This is a genomic window from Chromobacterium haemolyticum DSM 19808, assembly GCF_000711885.1.
Classification (GTDB): Bacteria; Pseudomonadota; Gammaproteobacteria; order Burkholderiales; family Chromobacteriaceae; genus Chromobacterium; species Chromobacterium haemolyticum.
In genome coordinates, this window is record NZ_JONK01000011.1 from 94,865 (window position 1) to 108,388 (window position 13,524).

Consider the following 13,524-nt stretch of genomic DNA (forward strand, 5'->3'; position numbering starts at 1 on the left):
GCTTTGCTGTTTGACGCATAAGAACGTGTTTACGATCTCGCGAGCTAAGGCGAGCCAAGGCGTTGAGGCTTAGAAAGCGAAATGTACATGTGGTACATGAACATTTCGAATGTTGCTCTAGTCCAAACACAATTCCGCTGACGCGTAGCAGATCGAAAACAGTTTATAAGGCCAGCCGTATCCCGGCTGGCCTTATGCTTTTGGGCGATGGCGCAACGGCGTTGTTCGGATTAGGCTAGCAATCATGATTGAACTCAACGATGAGGCGCTTTTGCGCTATAGCCGGCACATTCTGCTGCCGGAGATCGACATTGTCGGCCAACAGCGGCTGAGCCGGGCGCGGGTGCTTATCGTCGGCGCAGGCGGTCTGGGCTCGCCGGTGGCGCTTTATCTGGCCAGCGCCGGAGTAGGACAGATCAGCATCGCCGACGACGACGTGGTCGAGCTGTCCAATCTGCAGCGTCAGATTGTTCATGACAGCGACAGCCTGGGGCGTTTGAAAGCGGAGTCCGCCGCCGAGCGGATGCGCCGCATCAATCCCGAGGTGGACGCGCGGCCTCTGGCGCGGCGGCTGGACCAAGCGGCTTTGGATGAGCTGGCGGCCGGTCATGACCTGGTGCTGGACTGCAGCGACAATTTCACCACCCGGCATGCGGTGAACCGCGCCTGTGTGGCAGCCGGCACGCCGCTGGTGTCGGGCGCGGCGGTGCGTTTCGCCGGTCAACTGGCGGTGTTCGATCCACGCGACGCGGCGTCGCCTTGCTATCACTGCCTGTTTCCGGACGAGGGGGAGGCCGGCGACGGGCCATGTGCGACTTTTGGCGTGTTGTCGCCATTGGTTGGGGTGATAGGAAGCCTGCAGGCGGTGGAAGCGGTCAAGCTTTTGGCGGGCATCGCGCCGCATTTGGGGCGGTTGACCCTGTATGACGGGCTGAGCGGAGAGTTCCGCCAGATCAAGGTGCCGCGGGATCCGGCTTGCACGGTGTGCTCCGCGCGATGAGAAACGCCCCGGCGGACCGGGGCGTTTATTTTTGAGGGGGGCGCGCTCACAGGTGCTGCCGTACCAGCTTGCGCACCTCCTCGAAGTCCATCACGCCAACATAGCGTTTGATGATCTTGCCCTGTTTGTCGATCAGGAACGTGGTTGGCGCTAATTGGATGTCGCCGAAAGCCTTGGCGATCTGGCCGTTGCTGTCCAGCGCCACGAAGAAGGGCAGCTGGTATTTGTCCACGAAGCTTTTCACGTAATTGGGCGGGTCGTAGCTCAGCGCCACCGCGATGGTTTCATAGCCCTTGCCGGCGAATTCCTGATGCATCTTCTTGATTTCCGGCATTTCCTCTACGCAGCCAGGGCAGCTGGTGGCCCAGAAATTGACCAGCACCACCTTGCCTTTGAGCGACTCGGTGCTGGCGGCCTGGCCGTTGAGCGAGGTGTAATTGACCTGGGGCGCCGGCGAGCCGGCAAACAGCGCCATGTAGGCGACAACGGCGACCAGCGCGACGCCCAGCAGCGCGAGCAGACCTTTCTTCATTTTCTTGTCCTGCGGTAAAGTCCGGGCGCGGCCCGGATGGTTCATGCCATGACGATCAAGCCTGTTCGGCCAGCATTTGTTCCAGTAGTTCCTTCAGCTTGCCGTCCAGCGCCACAGCCTTGCCTTGTTTGGCGTCAAACACGGCGAAGGTGACGTCGGCCTCGGCCACCAGTTTGCCGTTGCCTGCCAGGTTCACGCGCTGATGCATCACTGCACTGCGGGTGCCTATGCTCTTGACTCCGGTTTCGATCACGAGCTCGTCGCCCATGGTGGCAGGGTAGCGGTAGTCGATATTGATGTTGACGACTACCAGCGCCAGGCCGGACTGCAGGAACCAGGGGAGATCCCCGCGGCTCTCGAAGTAGTTCCAGCGCGCCTCTTCCAGAAACTCCAGATAACGGGCGTTGTTGACGTGGCCGTATAGGTCCAGATGGTAGCCGCGCACTTTGATCTTGGTATTGTGTTGCATGATGGTGTTTCTCCCTTGCTCGTGATGGCGCCCGGCGACGCCGTGGCGCGCGTATGCTTATTCGCCCAGTTCCAGCGGCACGAAGGCCTCGCGCTCCAGCGCCTCGTCGACCAGATCGGTGACGATGGAATGGATTTCCAGCGAGAACCATTGTTGGAACAGTTCCAGCGAAAGTTCTTCCGGCCACAGGGAGTCATCCTCGCACCAGTCGGCCAGCTCGGCTTGGAACAGCTGTTGATACCGTTCGAAAACGAAGGCTTGGGCGTCGGCGTAATCTTCCGCCGCCGGGATCAGCAGGGCGTTGCAGTCCTGGCCCAGGTGCGCCAACGAGATCTCCTCATCCAAGCCGCCGGGCAATGATTGCAGCCAGGTGTGGAAGGGGGCGAGGGGGCGGATCAGGGCGATACTGCGATTGACTTCGTACATAGAGATTCCTTGATGATGTGTCAGCGACTGGATAGTTGGTTGTCGCGAGTGAAAACGAATTTTTGACGAATGCGTTGCGAGCTGTATTGTTCCGCGAGCGACGCCGGGAACGGCGGGTAGGGCGCGGCCAGTTCCACGATGCGACGCGCGGCCTCATCCAGCACGCCGAAGCCGGAACTGCGCAGCACGCGCACCTCGCGGAGGCCGCCGTCGGCGGCGATCAGCACTTCCAGCGTCACCGCGCCGTGAATATTCTGGCGGCGAGCGGCTTCCGGGTAGTTGAGGTTGCCGATGCGCTCCACTTTGAGTCGCCAGTCTTCCTGATAACGGGCCCAGGGGTAGCCGCGGGCGCTTTCGGCCAGCTTGCCCTGTTTGCCGCCGCTTTCCTGTTCGTTGTCGGCGAGACCGCTGTCGCCCAATTGCCGGCTCATCTCTCCGACTTGGGCCAGCAGGCTGCCGGCGCTGACATGTCCGACCGTGCCGGATTGAGAGGGCGGCAGTGCAGGCTTTTTGCCTGCCTCCGGGGGACGGGCGATGGTTTGTTGCCGCGGGGAGGCGTCGGCGGGTTCGGGTGTGCCGGGATCGGCAGGGGCGGCGACTGGCTTAGCGCGATGGCTGGCAAGCTTGTCCGTCTGTGCGCTGTTGCCCGCGCCCAGGTTGTTCTGTTCCGCCTGCCGGCGGGTTTTGGGCGTCAGCCGGCTGGGTGTCTGGTTCAACTGCACATTGATGATTTGGGCGGAGGCGGGCGGGGGCGGGCTGGAACGCGGGCGCATCTCCAGGCTGAACAGCAGCGCATGGACCAGCAGCGAGGCGAGCAGCGTCAAGCACAGCGGCAGCATGGTGGCGCTGGAGGACGTGGACGAGGACGGGCTAGAGGACATGGATGGCTGTTGGCTTTCACCGGGTAAGCGGAGTTCGCCGCGGCTGTCGCCGCAGGCGGAACCGAGTGCAGCTGAAAGTGTAGCACGGCGGCCAGCAAAAACGCCGCGCTGAGCGCGGCGTGGCGGATGCCTCAGGGTCTGCGGATATTATTTTTCCAGCAGGCTGCGCAGCATCCATGCGGTCTTCTCGTGAACCTGAAGGCGCTGGGTCAGCAGGTCGGCGCTGGGCTCGTCCGAAGCGCGCTCAACCACGGCGAAAATGCTGCGCGCGGTGCGACATACGGTTTCATGGCCGTCCACCAGTTGGCGGATCATTTCCTCGGCTTTGGGCGGGGCGCCGGCGGCTTCCTGGATCGCAGTCAGTTTGGCGTAGTCGGCGTAGCTGCCCGGCGCGTGGTGGCCCAGGGCGCGGATGCGCTCGGCCACGGCGTCCACTGCCAGAGCCAGTTCGTTGTACTGGGTTTCAAACATCAGGTGCAGGGTGTTGAACATCGGCCCGGTAACGTTCCAGTGGAAGTTGTGGGTTTTCAGATACAAGGTGTAAGTGTCGGCCAGCAGGCGGGACAAGCCATGAGCGATTTCCTGGCGGTCTTGTTCGTTGATTCCAATATCCATCGCGATATCCTCATAAGTGAAGGGAGAGCCGACGCCTCGCCGGCTGACGCCGGCGCTGGGTCTTTTGGACTACACTCTCCCGATTTGCGGGAAAAAATCATGAAACCTTGGCTGGACTGCCGTAACGGCACCATCCGTCTTACTCTGCACGTGCAGCCCGGCGCCAAGAAAACCGAGGCGGCGGGAGAACATGGAGACTGCCTGAAAATACGCTTGGCGGCGCCGCCGGTGGACGGCAAGGCCAATGCGGCCCTGCTGGCCTGGCTGGCGCAACGCTTCTCCGTGGCCAAGCGCGACGTCCAACTATTGTCCGGCGACAAGAGCCGGCGCAAGGTGGTTTTGCTTCAGTGCGAGGCCTCTGAAGAGGACGCTCTGCAGCGGCTGGACCTTCAGTGAAGGCGCCGGTCGGGCGGAGTGGTTTTGTCCACCCGAGTATATTCTCCATCAATGATGTCTGGGTTGGCGGCGGGGCCGGGCCCCTGCGCCGAGTGGGTATTGACGGCGATGCTGGGGCCTTTGAAAGGCAGCAGCAATAGTACGGCGGCCAGGTCGCTGATGACGCCTGGTATCAGAAACAACACGCCCGCCAGCAAGTAGCGCAGCGGCCAGAGCAAGGAATACAGCGATACCCGGTCGCCCTGGCGCATCACGCTGCCCAAGGTGAACAAGGCGCCGATCTGCTGATTGCGCAGCATCCACAGGCCCAGCAAGGAAGACAGTACGACGAACAGGAAAACGGCTAAACCTCCGAAGCGATCCGCCAAAGCCACCAGGGCGGCGATTTCTGCGAAGGGGTACAGCAACAGCAGGATGAGGAAGGTGCGCATGGGCAACTGAATCCGATAAGTGGGTGTCGCGATCAAGACGACGGACGAGTCAATCTGACCCCTTGTTGTACACATGGGTATGGCTGGGCGGCTTTCAAGGCCGGCTTGGAATTATCGTTCGGGCTTAGATGATATCTTGACGCTTCGGTTCCCGTTTCAATCCGGCTTTCCCGTGCGTGTCAGTGTCATTCTCATGAAAAAAAATACAAAAACCCGTTGACGACCCTGAACTGTTTCATTATAGTTGCGCTCTCTCTTGGGTCGTTAGCTCAGCTGGTAGAGCAGCGGACTTTTAATCCGTTGGTCGCAGGTTCGAATCCCGCACGACCCACCAGTTTCCGATACTGGAAATTGCCAAGAGTTTTGTTCGAGGGTCGTTAGCTCAGCTGGTAGAGCAGCGGACTTTTAATCCGTTGGTCGCAGGTTCGAATCCCGCACGACCCACCAAATTTATAGCAATCAGGCCAGTTCGCGAGAACTGGCCTTTTTGTTTTTGCTTTACCTCCCGTGTTCTGTGTTTCCTCTCCCCATGTTTGTCTGTGCCTTGATGGGTCTCGGTGCGTCAATGGCCTTGCTATGGTAAATTTGATAATGATTGTAAGAATCATTCGCATTATAATGGCGAGTTAACCGCATCATCCCGCCGTCCGCGCTGTCGAGCGCGGACCTTCGGTTTCGCATCAAATAGGAAACGCAGAGCATGACTACCGTTGTCGAGAACACCCGCACCCAGGACCTGAAAGCCCGCACCCACGAAACGCACGATGCGCTGGACCAACGCATCATGGCGAATCAGCCGTTCGCCACTCGTGAAAACTACGCGCGCTTTTTGCTGGCGCAATACCGCTTTCTGCGAGACGCCGACGCGCTTTACGACAATCCTGAGCTGGCGCGCTTGTTCCCGGATCTGGCCGAGCGCCGCCGTTACGACAGCATCGCCGCCGATCTGCGTGATCTGGACCGGCCGCTGCCGGAATTGCGCGAAGCGCCGATCAGCAGCACGCTGGACGTGGCGAGCGCGATGGGTTGGCTCTACGTGGTAGAGGGTTCCAAACTGGGCGCGGCAATTCTTTACAAGCTGGCTGGCAAGTTGGGCTTGGATGAGAACTGCGGCGCTCGCCACCTGGCCGGCCATCCGGATGGCCGCGCTCGTCACTGGCGCGCCTTCACCGCCGTGTTGGACGGCTTGCAACTGGACGAGGCGGCCGAGCAGCGCGTTACCGCCGGCGCGGTGGCTGCGTTTGCCTGCATGAACCGCCATCTGGATCAGGTGTACGCTTGAGTCATCCCGCGCGGCACCCCGCGGTGCGCTGGTTCTACTTGTGCGCCGGCGTGGCGATGCTGGTCTTGGGCATTATCGGCGCGCTGTTGCCGGTGATGCCCACTACGATCTTCCTGATTTTGGCGCTAGCCTGCTTCAGCAAATCCTCCCCGCGGCTGGAGCAGCGGCTATTGGCGCATCCGCGTTACGGACCGGGGCTGCGCCGCTGGCGCGAGCAGCGCGTGGTGCCGGTCAAGGCCAAGTGTTTTGCCGCGCTGGGCATGGGCATGGGTTTCGCCGCTCTGCTGCTGACGCGGCCGCCGCACTGGGTCCCGTGGCTGGTAGGAGCGATTGAGCTGAGCGTCTTGCTTTATTTGTTGTCGCGGCCTTCGCATGTGAAGCCGGTCTTGGCGCCGCAGCCGGATTTAGCCAAAACGCTTCCGCCGCGTTAAGCTTGCGCATCTACACCAAAAACGGGAGCTGTGTGATGAAGGTAAACGGGATCGTAGCGGTCTTGGCCGCACTGGCGTTGCCGGCGCTGGTTTTGGCGCAGACGGCGGATGAACAGCTGTTGGCAGCACAGATGTACTACCAGCAAGTGCGTGGCACGCAGCAAAAGGCGGATGCGCGTTTGGCGCAGGCCGAGTCCGACAAGGTTAAGGCGGAACAGCGTTTGGCGGAAGCGCAGGCGGGCTTGAGCGGGGCCAACGCGGAATTGGAGGCGGCGAAGTCGGCTCAAGCCGCCGCGGCGCAGATCAGCGAGGCGGCCACCAAGGCCTTGAACGAGGCTTGGCAGCGCAAGGACGGCGGACAGTAATGCGACCGGCGCGCTATTCGCCGCGTAATTGCCGGTAACGGTTCAGATCGTTCTGGGTTTTTTGGCGGAACGCGGCCAGCTCCTGCTGCTTGATGGAGATCTGCTTGGCCAGTTCGCTTTGTTCCGACTGCAGCACATGCAGATTGCGTTGGCTGTTTTGCGGTGGCGCTTGTTTGTTGCGCAGGCTCTGGGCAATGTCCTGCTGAATGCCTTGAATCTGCAGCGTCAGGCCGCGGGCGCGTTGTTGTAGCGCGTCCAGCGCGCTTTGCAGCACAGCCTGTTGTTTGGCCCGCTCGGCTTGCAGTTGCTGCAGGTTGGCGTAGCTTTCCACCAGCGCGTTGTCGCGGCGGGTATTTTCCAGTTGATGGGCGTCGCGTTGTTTTTGCGCCGCTTCGGCGGCCTCTCGCGCTTGGCGCGCGGCGGGGCTTTCCGCCGGTTTGGTGACGGAACCCTGCTTGGAAAGCTCGGCAACGCCCTGCTGCTGACTTTGGAGCGGAGGCGAGTCGCTGTAATGCACTTTGCCGGACTCGTCCACCCACTTGTAGAGTCCGCCGGCATAGGCGACGGTTCCCAGTATCAGTAGCGCGAATCCGGCAAGCGGTTTCATCAGTCGTTGACTCCGTATTGCGCCCGATAGGCGCGCACTGCGTCCAAGTGTGCCGCCAGTTCCGGACTATGTTCCAGGAAGCCGAGCAGGTCTTTCAGCGTGGCGATGGCGATGACCGGCAGGCCATGTTGCTGGGCTACTTCCTGCACCGCCGATAATTCGCCGCTGCCGCGCTCCATGCGGTCCAATGCAATGGCCACCCCCGCCGGTTCGGCGCCAGCGGCGCGGATCAATTGCACCGATTCGCGCACCGAGGTGCCGGCCGAGATCACATCGTCGATGATCAGAACCTTGCCTTGTAGCGGGGCGCCCACCAGGGTGCCGCCTTCGCCGTGGTCCTTGGCTTCCTTGCGGTTGTAGGCGAAGGGCACATTGCGGCCTTGCTCCGCCATGGCCATGCACGCGCCGGCTGCCAGGATGATGCCTTTATAGGCCGGACCGAAGAGCATGTCGAATTGCACGCCGCTTTCCAGTATCGACTTGGCGTAGAAGCGGGACAAGTTCAAAGTGGACAGGCCGTCGTTGAACAGGCCGGCGTTGAAGAAGTAGGGTGACTTGCGGCCGGCCTTGGTGATGAACTCGCCAAACTTCAAAACCTGCTTGTCGAGCGCAAAACGAATAAAATCCTGACGGAAATCGCTCATCGTTACTCCTTATTAACTGTTAACTGTTTGAACGGCTGAAAAAATTGCCGGCAAGCATATCACGGGAGAGTCTCTTGCTTCGAATCGTTTCCGCTAATTTGAACGGCATCCGCTCCGCCGATAAAAAAGGTTTCTTTGACTGGTTGGCTGGCATAGACGCCGACTTTGTCTGCGTGCAGGAACTGAAGGCCCAGGCGGCCGACTTGTCCGAACGCATGCGACAGCCGGACGGGATGACCGGTTACTTCCACTATGCGGAAAAGAAAGGTTATAGCGGCGTGGGCCTGTATACCCGTCATCAGCCGGATGCGGTGGTGGAGGGATTGGGCGTTGATTGGATCGACGCCGAAGGCCGTTTTCTGCAACTGGACTTCGGCAATCTCAGCGTGATTTCACTGTATCTGCCGTCAGGCTCCAGCAGCGATGAGCGCCAGCAAGTGAAATTCGATTTTCTGGACGTGTTCATGCCGCATCTGGAAACGCTGCGCGCGGCCGGCCGCGACATCGTGATCTGCGGCGACTGGAACATCGCTCATAACGAGATCGATCTGAAAAACTGGAAGGGCAATCTGAAGAACTCCGGCTTCCTGCCGGAAGAGCGCGCCTGGATGACCGACTTGCTGGACCGCGTGGGCTGGTGCGACGTGTGGCGCCGCCTGTACCCCGACACGCCGGGCTACACGTGGTGGAGCAACCGCGGCCAGGCTTACGCCAAGGATGTGGGTTGGCGCATCGATTACCACATTGTGACGCCGTCGTTGATGGCGCAAGCTCGCAGCGCATCGGTGTATAAGGACGAGAAGTTTTCCGATCATGCGCCGCTGATCGTCGATTACGAGCGGAGCCTGTGATGTTGGACGAGGACGACGTCACTTTGATCACGGTACCGGGGTGGGGTAACTCCGGCGCCGAACACTGGCAGACCAGTTGGGAGCGCTGCTATCCGTTGGCGCGCAGAGTGGAGCAAGACGATTGGCTGTACCCGGAATGCGAGGCTTGGGTAGAGGGCATCAGGCGCACGCTGGAGCAGGTGCCGGGCCGCTGGCTGCTGGCGGCGCACAGCCTGGGCTGTCATGCGGCGGCGGCCTGGCTGCGCACCTTGTCCCTGTCTGAACAGAAGCGCTTGCAAGGGCTGTTGCTGGTGGCGCCGCCGGCCTTGCCCATCAGCGAGGCGCGGGCGCGAGCCAGCGGCGAATTGCCGGATGACGCGCCCTTGCCTGCGTTTGCCGGCTTCAGTGCGCCCACGCTGCGCTTGCCCGCCCCCGCCTTGCTGGTGGCCAGCCGCGACGACTTGTTCTGCGAGATGGCGGAGGCGGAGGCGATGGCCCGCGTTTGGGGCTGTCCCTTGGTTGACGCCGGCGCGAATGGGCATTTAGGCAGCGCCGCGCGTCTTGGGCATTGGCGCTTCGGCCAGGATCTGCTGCAGGAACTGATGCTGGCCTGAGTCTAGCGGGCGACCGGCCGCGTCGGATCGCTGCACCACTCGCTCCAGGAACCGGGGTAGAGCCGGGCGCCTTCGAAACCGGCGTGACGCATCGCCAGCAGGTTGTGGCAGGCGGTGACGCCGGAGCCGCATTGATGAACGATGCTCGTCGGATCGGCGTCGCCAAGCACGGCCAGCCATTCGGCGCGTAGTTGTTCCACCGGCTTGAAGCGGTTGTCGGCGTCTACGTTGTGCATGAAGAAGCGATTGGCCGCGCCGGGGATATGGCCGCCCACCGGGTCCAGTGTTTCGCCTTCGCCGCGGTAACGTTCGGTGGAGCGAGCGTCTACCACGGTGAAAGCCGCTTGCTCGATATTGGCCAGCACGGCGGAGGCGTCGACGGTGTCTTCAAGCGCCGGTCTGATCGAGAAACGGCAGGGGCGGCGTTCCGCGGCCTGCTTGTCTAGAGCGTAGCCGGCCCGGGTCCAGGCTTGGATGCCGCCGTCCAGCACCGCAACCGCGGAGTGCCCCAGCCAGCGGAGCAACCACCAGGCGCGGGCCGCGTATTGCCCGGCGGCGTCGTCGTAGGCGACGACCTGGGTGTCCGGGGTGATGCCGATTGCTCCGAAGTCCACGGCCAAGCGGCTGCCGTCAGGCAGCGGGTGACGGCCGTTTTCGCCGGTCTTGCTGCCGGAAAGGTGGTACTCCAGATTCAGGTAATGCGCGTTTGGCAGATGGCCGGCTTCATAGACGGTCAAGCCATAATCCGCTTGTTCCTGCCGGAAGCGGCAATCCAGAATCACAAGGCGTTCAGCCGGCAGAGCCGCCAGTTGTTCCGCGGAGATCAAGGTTTGGTGCATGGCATTCCTCTTTCAGATTGGGGAGGTGGGGCTGCTGGTCCTGCGCTTGTCGAATCCGTTGCCTGGTTAGCGGCATTAGGCGTGTTGATCCGGCCTTTTACGATGCGGAAGACCGCCAGCGGGTCTCAGAACCTGTTTACGATCTGCTACGTGTCGTGGAGCGTTGCACGGTGGGCGCGTCTTCAAAATGCTCGTGCGCCGTGTCTACACTCCGCTTTTTCAGCCGTTTTCGCCTTGACTCGCGAGAGCGTAAACACGCTCTCAGCGCAGGAGTTCGGCTTGATAAAGGCGAGAACAGGGCAGTTGCCGGTAGCTGCCGGGCTCCAGGCGCAAGGTGTCCACTTGTTCCGCGCCATCCCGGCCGCAGCGGCGCAGGGCTAGCCAGTGACGTCCATCGGCGTCAATGCCGTTGACAGGCCAAGCCAGGCCGGATTCCGCGAAGAAGCGGTAGCAGGCTAAATCGGCGCCTTCGAGCCCGTCCGGTATCTGATCGACCTGGATCTGATAGTCCAGCCAGCAATGGCTCTGAGAAGAGGCGAGCTGCCGGCGTAATTGTTCCGCCAGCTGCGGCCAGGCGCGCGGGGGGCCTTGGCGGCGGGCGGCAGCCCAGATCGGGGCGGGGAAATGGGCGTCGTCGGCGAAGCGGGGAATCACGTGCCAATGCAGGTGCGGCACCATATTGCCCAGGCTGGCCAGATTGATCTTGTCGGCTTGCGTGCAGCGCCGCAGCGCGGCTTCGACGTTATGGACCCAGTCCAGCAGGTGCAAACGGTCGCAGGGGGACAGGTCCGTCATTTCCTTGATGTGGGCCTTCCAGATCACCCGGCAGAAGCCGGGATAGCCTTCCTCGTCGACCAGTAGGACTTTTAGGCGGTCGTCTTCGTGCAATACTTGGCCGGACGGGCCACGGCACAATTCACAATCCATGATGGCGGCCTTTTGAAATGCGGGAACCTTATTGTAACGGTTGCCGCGAGCTTCGGCTAAACCCCGGTTCGCTGCTATCATTACGGAAATTATGATTTGAACTATTTATCATGCCTTCTGCCGTATGCCGTCGCCTGTGCGGTGTTCAGGCGCTGCGGCGGGCAAAAATGGAGAGCTTGATGACGGATATGATGATTATTCTGGCGCTGATCCTGGCCAGCGCCTTTTTCTCAGTGTCGGAGATATCGCTGGCGGCCTCGCGCAAGATCCGTTTGCGTCAAATGTTGGACGAGGGCAACGACAACGCCGGGAAGGTCTTGGCCTTGCAGGAGCATCCAGGCCATTTTTTCACCGTGGTGCAGATCGGCGTCAATGCGGTGGCTATTCTCGGCGGTATTGTCGGCGAGGCGGCGTTCACGCCTTTCTTCGCCCGGGTGCTGGGTTTTTTCTTGTCCCCCGAACTGGCGCAGAGCCTGGGTTTTCTGGCTTCCTTCCTGCTGGTGACCAGCCTATTCATCCTCTTCGCCGACTTGACGCCCAAGCGCGTGGGCATGGTGGCGGCGGAGTCTGTGGCAGTTCGCATTGTGCGGCCGATGCTGTTCATGGTGCTGCTGTTCAAGCCGCTGGTGTGGTTGTTCAATGAAATGTCCGGCGTATTGCTGCGTTTGGCGGGCATGCCCACCAGCCCGCGCGACGAAATCACCAGCGACGATATTTCGGCGATGATGGACGCCGGCGCTGAAGCCGGCGTGCTGCATCGGCAAGAACATCAAGTGATTGAAAACGTATTCGAACTGGAAAGCCGGCTGGTGCCGTCGTCGATGACGCCGCGCGAGAGCATCATCTACTTCACCCTGGACGAGGGAGAGGAGAGTATTAAGTCGAAAGTGGCCGAGCAGCCGCATTCCAAGTTTCTGGTCTGCGACAACGGCATCGACAATGTGGTGGGCTACGTTGACTCCAAGGACTTGCTGCGGCGGGTGTTGGCCGGGCGCGCCATCTCCTTGAAGGAGCCCGGTTTGTTGAAAACGGTGCTGATGATTCCGGATTCCCTGACCTTGTCGGAATCCTTGGATCAATTCAAGGGCACTCGAGAGGACTTCGCCGTCATTCTGAATGAATATGGTTTTGTGGTGGGTCTGATTACCCTTAACGATGTGATGTCCACGGTGATGGGCGATATGGTGGGGCAGGGGCAGGAGGAACAGATCGTCAAGCGCGACGAGAACTCCTGGCTGGTGGACGGCATCACGCCTGTGGAGGATGTGCTGCGGGTATTGGAGATCGACGAATTGCCCGACGATCAGAACTACGAGACGGTGGCGGGTTTCATGATGTATATGCTGCGCAAGATTCCGCGGCGCACCGATTGCGTGCAATACGCAGGTTACAAGTTCGAGGTGGTGGACATCGACAACCACAAGATCGATCAGATTCTGGTCACGCGGGTGGCCAGCAAGGAGCCGGCGCAAACTTGAGCTTTGTACGATCGGTTACATGATTTAACACAGGCCTCACAGACTGCGGCGAGTCGGCTTGCATATGATGAATACAAGGATGCACCAGGACGGTGCCCTGACAACCGCTAAGTCGCAGATTTGGAGAAACACCATGAAAAATATCGCCGCACTGATTCTGGCTTCCGTACTCGGCCTGACTTCCGCTGCCTCCTTCGCCGCCGACGCTTCCGCTCCGGCCGCCAAGGCTGCCGCTCCGGCGCATGCCAAGAAGCATCACGCCAAGAAGCACCATCACAAGAAGCACGCCAAGAAAGCGGCTTCCGCTCCGGCCGCGCAAAAAGCCCAAGCAGCCAAGAAGCATGCCAAGAAGCATCACCACAAAAAAGCGCATGTGAAAAAAGCGGCTTGATTCTGCGGCTACAGGCAGGGTATCGAAAGGAGGCTACGGCCTCCTTTTTGTATTGTTGGCTGGCTGGTTTAGGGTGTGATTAAAAATGTAATGGTTTTGTAGTGGCATGGCTTTGTGAAGTCTCTGCTTGTTCTGTGAAGTTTTGTCTCCAATTGCCAACAGGCAACTCTCCTACGCTTGGCTTGTTTTCTTTCTGAGGAAATAGCTCTCTCCAACTGCGTTTTTACGTCCTTTTTTCTGCTTTATTTGCGATAAATTCCATCAAATCAACGAAATTATGATTTTTTGTCACTTTTTGTGCACCCGCCGCATCAGTATCAACGTAAGGCAATCATTTTGACCTGTTTTAACTGTTATTAAGGACAG

General features: G+C 60.4%; 19 protein-coding genes and 2 tRNA genes. 11 read left to right on the plus strand and 10 right to left on the minus strand.

Annotated features, from left to right (window positions below):
• The first annotated feature begins 244 nt into the window (after window positions 1-244).
• Window positions 245-1,000 carry a HesA/MoeB/ThiF family protein gene (locus tag BR71_RS08450; protein ID WP_043635634.1) on the plus strand — a complete coding sequence of 252 codons (756 nt, stop codon included), beginning with the start codon at window positions 245-247 and terminating at the stop codon, window positions 998-1,000.
• Window positions 1,001-1,046: 46 nt separating this feature from the next.
• Here the strand turns inward: BR71_RS08450 and BR71_RS08455 are convergent, their stop codons facing one another.
• The 5 genes from BR71_RS08455 to BR71_RS08475 form a co-directional block, all read right to left on the minus strand.
• Window positions 1,047-1,532, minus strand: a complete 486-nt coding sequence (locus BR71_RS08455) for a TlpA family protein disulfide reductase (RefSeq protein ID WP_043635723.1) — start codon at window positions 1,530-1,532, stop codon at window positions 1,047-1,049.
• Window positions 1,533-1,587: 55 nt separating this feature from the next.
• Window positions 1,588-2,001, minus strand: coding sequence for an acyl-CoA thioesterase (locus BR71_RS08460; RefSeq protein ID WP_043635639.1), 414 nt, complete (start codon window positions 1,999-2,001; stop codon window positions 1,588-1,590).
• A 57-nt stretch (window positions 2,002-2,058) separates the two neighbouring features.
• A complete protein-coding gene (locus BR71_RS08465) occupies window positions 2,059-2,427 on the minus strand; it encodes a hypothetical protein (protein WP_043635643.1) in 369 nt (122 codons plus the stop codon).
• Window positions 2,428-2,447: 20 nt separating this feature from the next.
• Window positions 2,448-3,308: an energy transducer TonB gene (locus BR71_RS08470; RefSeq protein WP_052370439.1), complete on the minus strand. Its 861-nt coding sequence runs from the start codon at window positions 3,306-3,308 to the stop codon at window positions 2,448-2,450.
• A gap of 147 nt (window positions 3,309-3,455) precedes the next feature.
• A complete protein-coding gene (locus BR71_RS08475) occupies window positions 3,456-3,923 on the minus strand; it encodes a Dps family protein (RefSeq protein WP_019100310.1) in 468 nt (155 codons plus the stop codon).
• A 99-nt stretch (window positions 3,924-4,022) separates the two neighbouring features.
• On the opposite strand from BR71_RS08475, the gene BR71_RS08480 reads away from it, so the two are divergent.
• Window positions 4,023-4,319: a DUF167 domain-containing protein gene (locus BR71_RS08480; protein ID WP_019100311.1), complete on the plus strand. Its 297-nt coding sequence runs from the start codon at window positions 4,023-4,025 to the stop codon at window positions 4,317-4,319.
• Here the strand turns inward: BR71_RS08480 and BR71_RS08485 are convergent.
• Window positions 4,313-4,750, minus strand: coding sequence for an FxsA family protein (locus BR71_RS08485; RefSeq protein ID WP_043635647.1), 438 nt, complete (start codon window positions 4,748-4,750; stop codon window positions 4,313-4,315). The two genes, BR71_RS08480 and BR71_RS08485, sit on opposite strands and share 7 nt — an antisense overlap.
• A 258-nt stretch (window positions 4,751-5,008) precedes the next feature.
• Between BR71_RS08485 and BR71_RS08490 the strand changes: the two genes are divergently transcribed.
• The 5 genes from BR71_RS08490 to BR71_RS08510 all read left to right on the plus strand — a co-directional run bounded on the left by BR71_RS08490 (window position 5,009) and on the right by BR71_RS08510 (window position 6,828).
• Window positions 5,009-5,084, plus strand: a tRNA-Lys gene (locus BR71_RS08490).
• A gap of 37 nt (window positions 5,085-5,121) precedes the next feature.
• Window positions 5,122-5,197: transfer RNA gene (locus tag BR71_RS08495), tRNA-Lys, on the plus strand.
• 253 nt (window positions 5,198-5,450) lie between these two features.
• Entirely contained in the window at window positions 5,451-6,032 is a 582-nt protein-coding gene (locus tag BR71_RS08500) for a biliverdin-producing heme oxygenase (protein ID WP_043635651.1), read from the plus strand.
• Window positions 6,029-6,463: a YbaN family protein gene (locus BR71_RS08505; protein ID WP_233620821.1), complete on the plus strand. Its 435-nt coding sequence runs from the start codon at window positions 6,029-6,031 to the stop codon at window positions 6,461-6,463. The genes BR71_RS08500 and BR71_RS08505 overlap by 4 nt, the downstream gene beginning before the upstream one ends.
• Before the next feature lie 35 nt (window positions 6,464-6,498).
• Entirely contained in the window at window positions 6,499-6,828 is a 330-nt protein-coding gene (locus BR71_RS08510; RefSeq protein WP_052370440.1) for a hypothetical protein, read from the plus strand.
• Between the two features lie 13 nt (window positions 6,829-6,841).
• On the opposite strand, the gene BR71_RS08515 is transcribed toward BR71_RS08510, so the two are convergent.
• Together BR71_RS08515 and pyrE are read right to left on the minus strand one after the other, a co-directional pair.
• A complete protein-coding gene (locus BR71_RS08515; protein WP_043635654.1) occupies window positions 6,842-7,435 on the minus strand; it encodes a DUF4124 domain-containing protein in 594 nt (197 codons plus the stop codon).
• Window positions 7,435-8,079, minus strand: coding sequence for an orotate phosphoribosyltransferase (gene pyrE / locus BR71_RS08520; RefSeq protein WP_019100590.1), 645 nt, complete (start codon window positions 8,077-8,079; stop codon window positions 7,435-7,437). Before pyrE ends, BR71_RS08515 begins: the two co-directional genes overlap by 1 nt.
• A gap of 74 nt (window positions 8,080-8,153) precedes the next feature.
• On the opposite strand from pyrE, the gene BR71_RS08525 reads away from it, so the two are divergent.
• A complete protein-coding gene (locus BR71_RS08525; RefSeq protein WP_039753942.1) occupies window positions 8,154-8,930 on the plus strand; it encodes an exodeoxyribonuclease III in 777 nt (258 codons plus the stop codon).
• Window positions 8,930-9,523 carry an RBBP9/YdeN family alpha/beta hydrolase gene (locus BR71_RS08530; RefSeq protein ID WP_043592317.1) on the plus strand — a complete coding sequence of 198 codons (594 nt, stop codon included), beginning with the start codon at window positions 8,930-8,932 and terminating at the stop codon, window positions 9,521-9,523. The genes BR71_RS08525 and BR71_RS08530 overlap by 1 nt, the downstream gene beginning before the upstream one ends.
• Before the next feature lie 2 nt (window positions 9,524-9,525).
• Here the strand turns inward: BR71_RS08530 and BR71_RS08535 are convergent, their stop codons facing one another.
• Window positions 9,526-10,362, minus strand: coding sequence for a sulfurtransferase (locus BR71_RS08535; RefSeq protein ID WP_043635657.1), 837 nt, complete (start codon window positions 10,360-10,362; stop codon window positions 9,526-9,528).
• Window positions 10,363-10,623: 261 nt separating this feature from the next.
• On the minus strand, window positions 10,624-11,289 hold the full coding sequence (locus tag BR71_RS25070) for an HIT domain-containing protein (protein ID WP_081862602.1): 666 nt from the start codon (window positions 11,287-11,289) through the stop codon (window positions 10,624-10,626).
• Window positions 11,290-11,468: 179 nt separating this feature from the next.
• On the opposite strand from BR71_RS25070, the gene paeA reads away from it, so the two are divergent.
• Window positions 11,469-12,767, plus strand: a complete 1,299-nt coding sequence (paeA, locus tag BR71_RS08545) for a polyamine export protein PaeA (protein ID WP_244269601.1) — start codon at window positions 11,469-11,471, stop codon at window positions 12,765-12,767.
• A 58-nt stretch (window positions 12,768-12,825) separates the two neighbouring features.
• The gene (locus BR71_RS08550; protein ID WP_208854853.1) at window positions 12,826-13,158 is read left to right on the plus strand and encodes a hypothetical protein; all 333 of its coding nucleotides are present in this window, start codon (window positions 12,826-12,828) and stop codon (window positions 13,156-13,158) included.
• Window positions 13,159-13,524: the final 366 nt, after the last annotated feature.

Excerpts from the sequence above, each read along its gene's own strand:
- BR71_RS08450 (WP_043635634.1), top strand. The coding sequence starts at position 245 with ATGATTGAACTCAACGATGAGGCGCTTTTGCGCTATAGCCGGCACATT.
- BR71_RS08455 (WP_043635723.1), bottom strand. The coding sequence starts at position 1,532 with ATGAAGAAAGGTCTGCTCGCGCTGCTGGGCGTCGCGCTGGTCGCCGTT.
- BR71_RS08460 (WP_043635639.1), bottom strand. The coding sequence starts at position 2,001 with ATGCAACACAATACCAAGATCAAAGTGCGCGGCTACCATCTGGACCTA.
- BR71_RS08465 (WP_043635643.1), bottom strand. The coding sequence starts at position 2,427 with ATGTACGAAGTCAATCGCAGTATCGCCCTGATCCGCCCCCTCGCCCCC.
- BR71_RS08470 (WP_052370439.1), bottom strand. The coding sequence starts at position 3,308 with ATGTCCTCTAGCCCGTCCTCGTCCACGTCCTCCAGCGCCACCATGCTG.
- BR71_RS08475 (WP_019100310.1), bottom strand. The coding sequence starts at position 3,923 with ATGGATATTGGAATCAACGAACAAGACCGCCAGGAAATCGCTCATGGC.
- BR71_RS08480 (WP_019100311.1), top strand. The coding sequence starts at position 4,023 with ATGAAACCTTGGCTGGACTGCCGTAACGGCACCATCCGTCTTACTCTG.
- BR71_RS08485 (WP_043635647.1), bottom strand. The coding sequence starts at position 4,750 with ATGCGCACCTTCCTCATCCTGCTGTTGCTGTACCCCTTCGCAGAAATC.
- BR71_RS08500 (WP_043635651.1), top strand. The coding sequence starts at position 5,451 with ATGACTACCGTTGTCGAGAACACCCGCACCCAGGACCTGAAAGCCCGC.
- BR71_RS08510 (WP_052370440.1), top strand. The coding sequence starts at position 6,499 with ATGAAGGTAAACGGGATCGTAGCGGTCTTGGCCGCACTGGCGTTGCCG.
- BR71_RS08515 (WP_043635654.1), bottom strand. The coding sequence starts at position 7,435 with ATGAAACCGCTTGCCGGATTCGCGCTACTGATACTGGGAACCGTCGCC.
- pyrE (WP_019100590.1), bottom strand. The coding sequence starts at position 8,079 with ATGAGCGATTTCCGTCAGGATTTTATTCGTTTTGCGCTCGACAAGCAG.
- BR71_RS08530 (WP_043592317.1), top strand. The coding sequence starts at position 8,930 with ATGTTGGACGAGGACGACGTCACTTTGATCACGGTACCGGGGTGGGGT.
- BR71_RS08535 (WP_043635657.1), bottom strand. The coding sequence starts at position 10,362 with ATGCACCAAACCTTGATCTCCGCGGAACAACTGGCGGCTCTGCCGGCT.
- BR71_RS25070 (WP_081862602.1), bottom strand. The coding sequence starts at position 11,289 with ATGGATTGTGAATTGTGCCGTGGCCCGTCCGGCCAAGTATTGCACGAA.
- paeA (WP_244269601.1), top strand. The coding sequence starts at position 11,469 with ATGACGGATATGATGATTATTCTGGCGCTGATCCTGGCCAGCGCCTTT.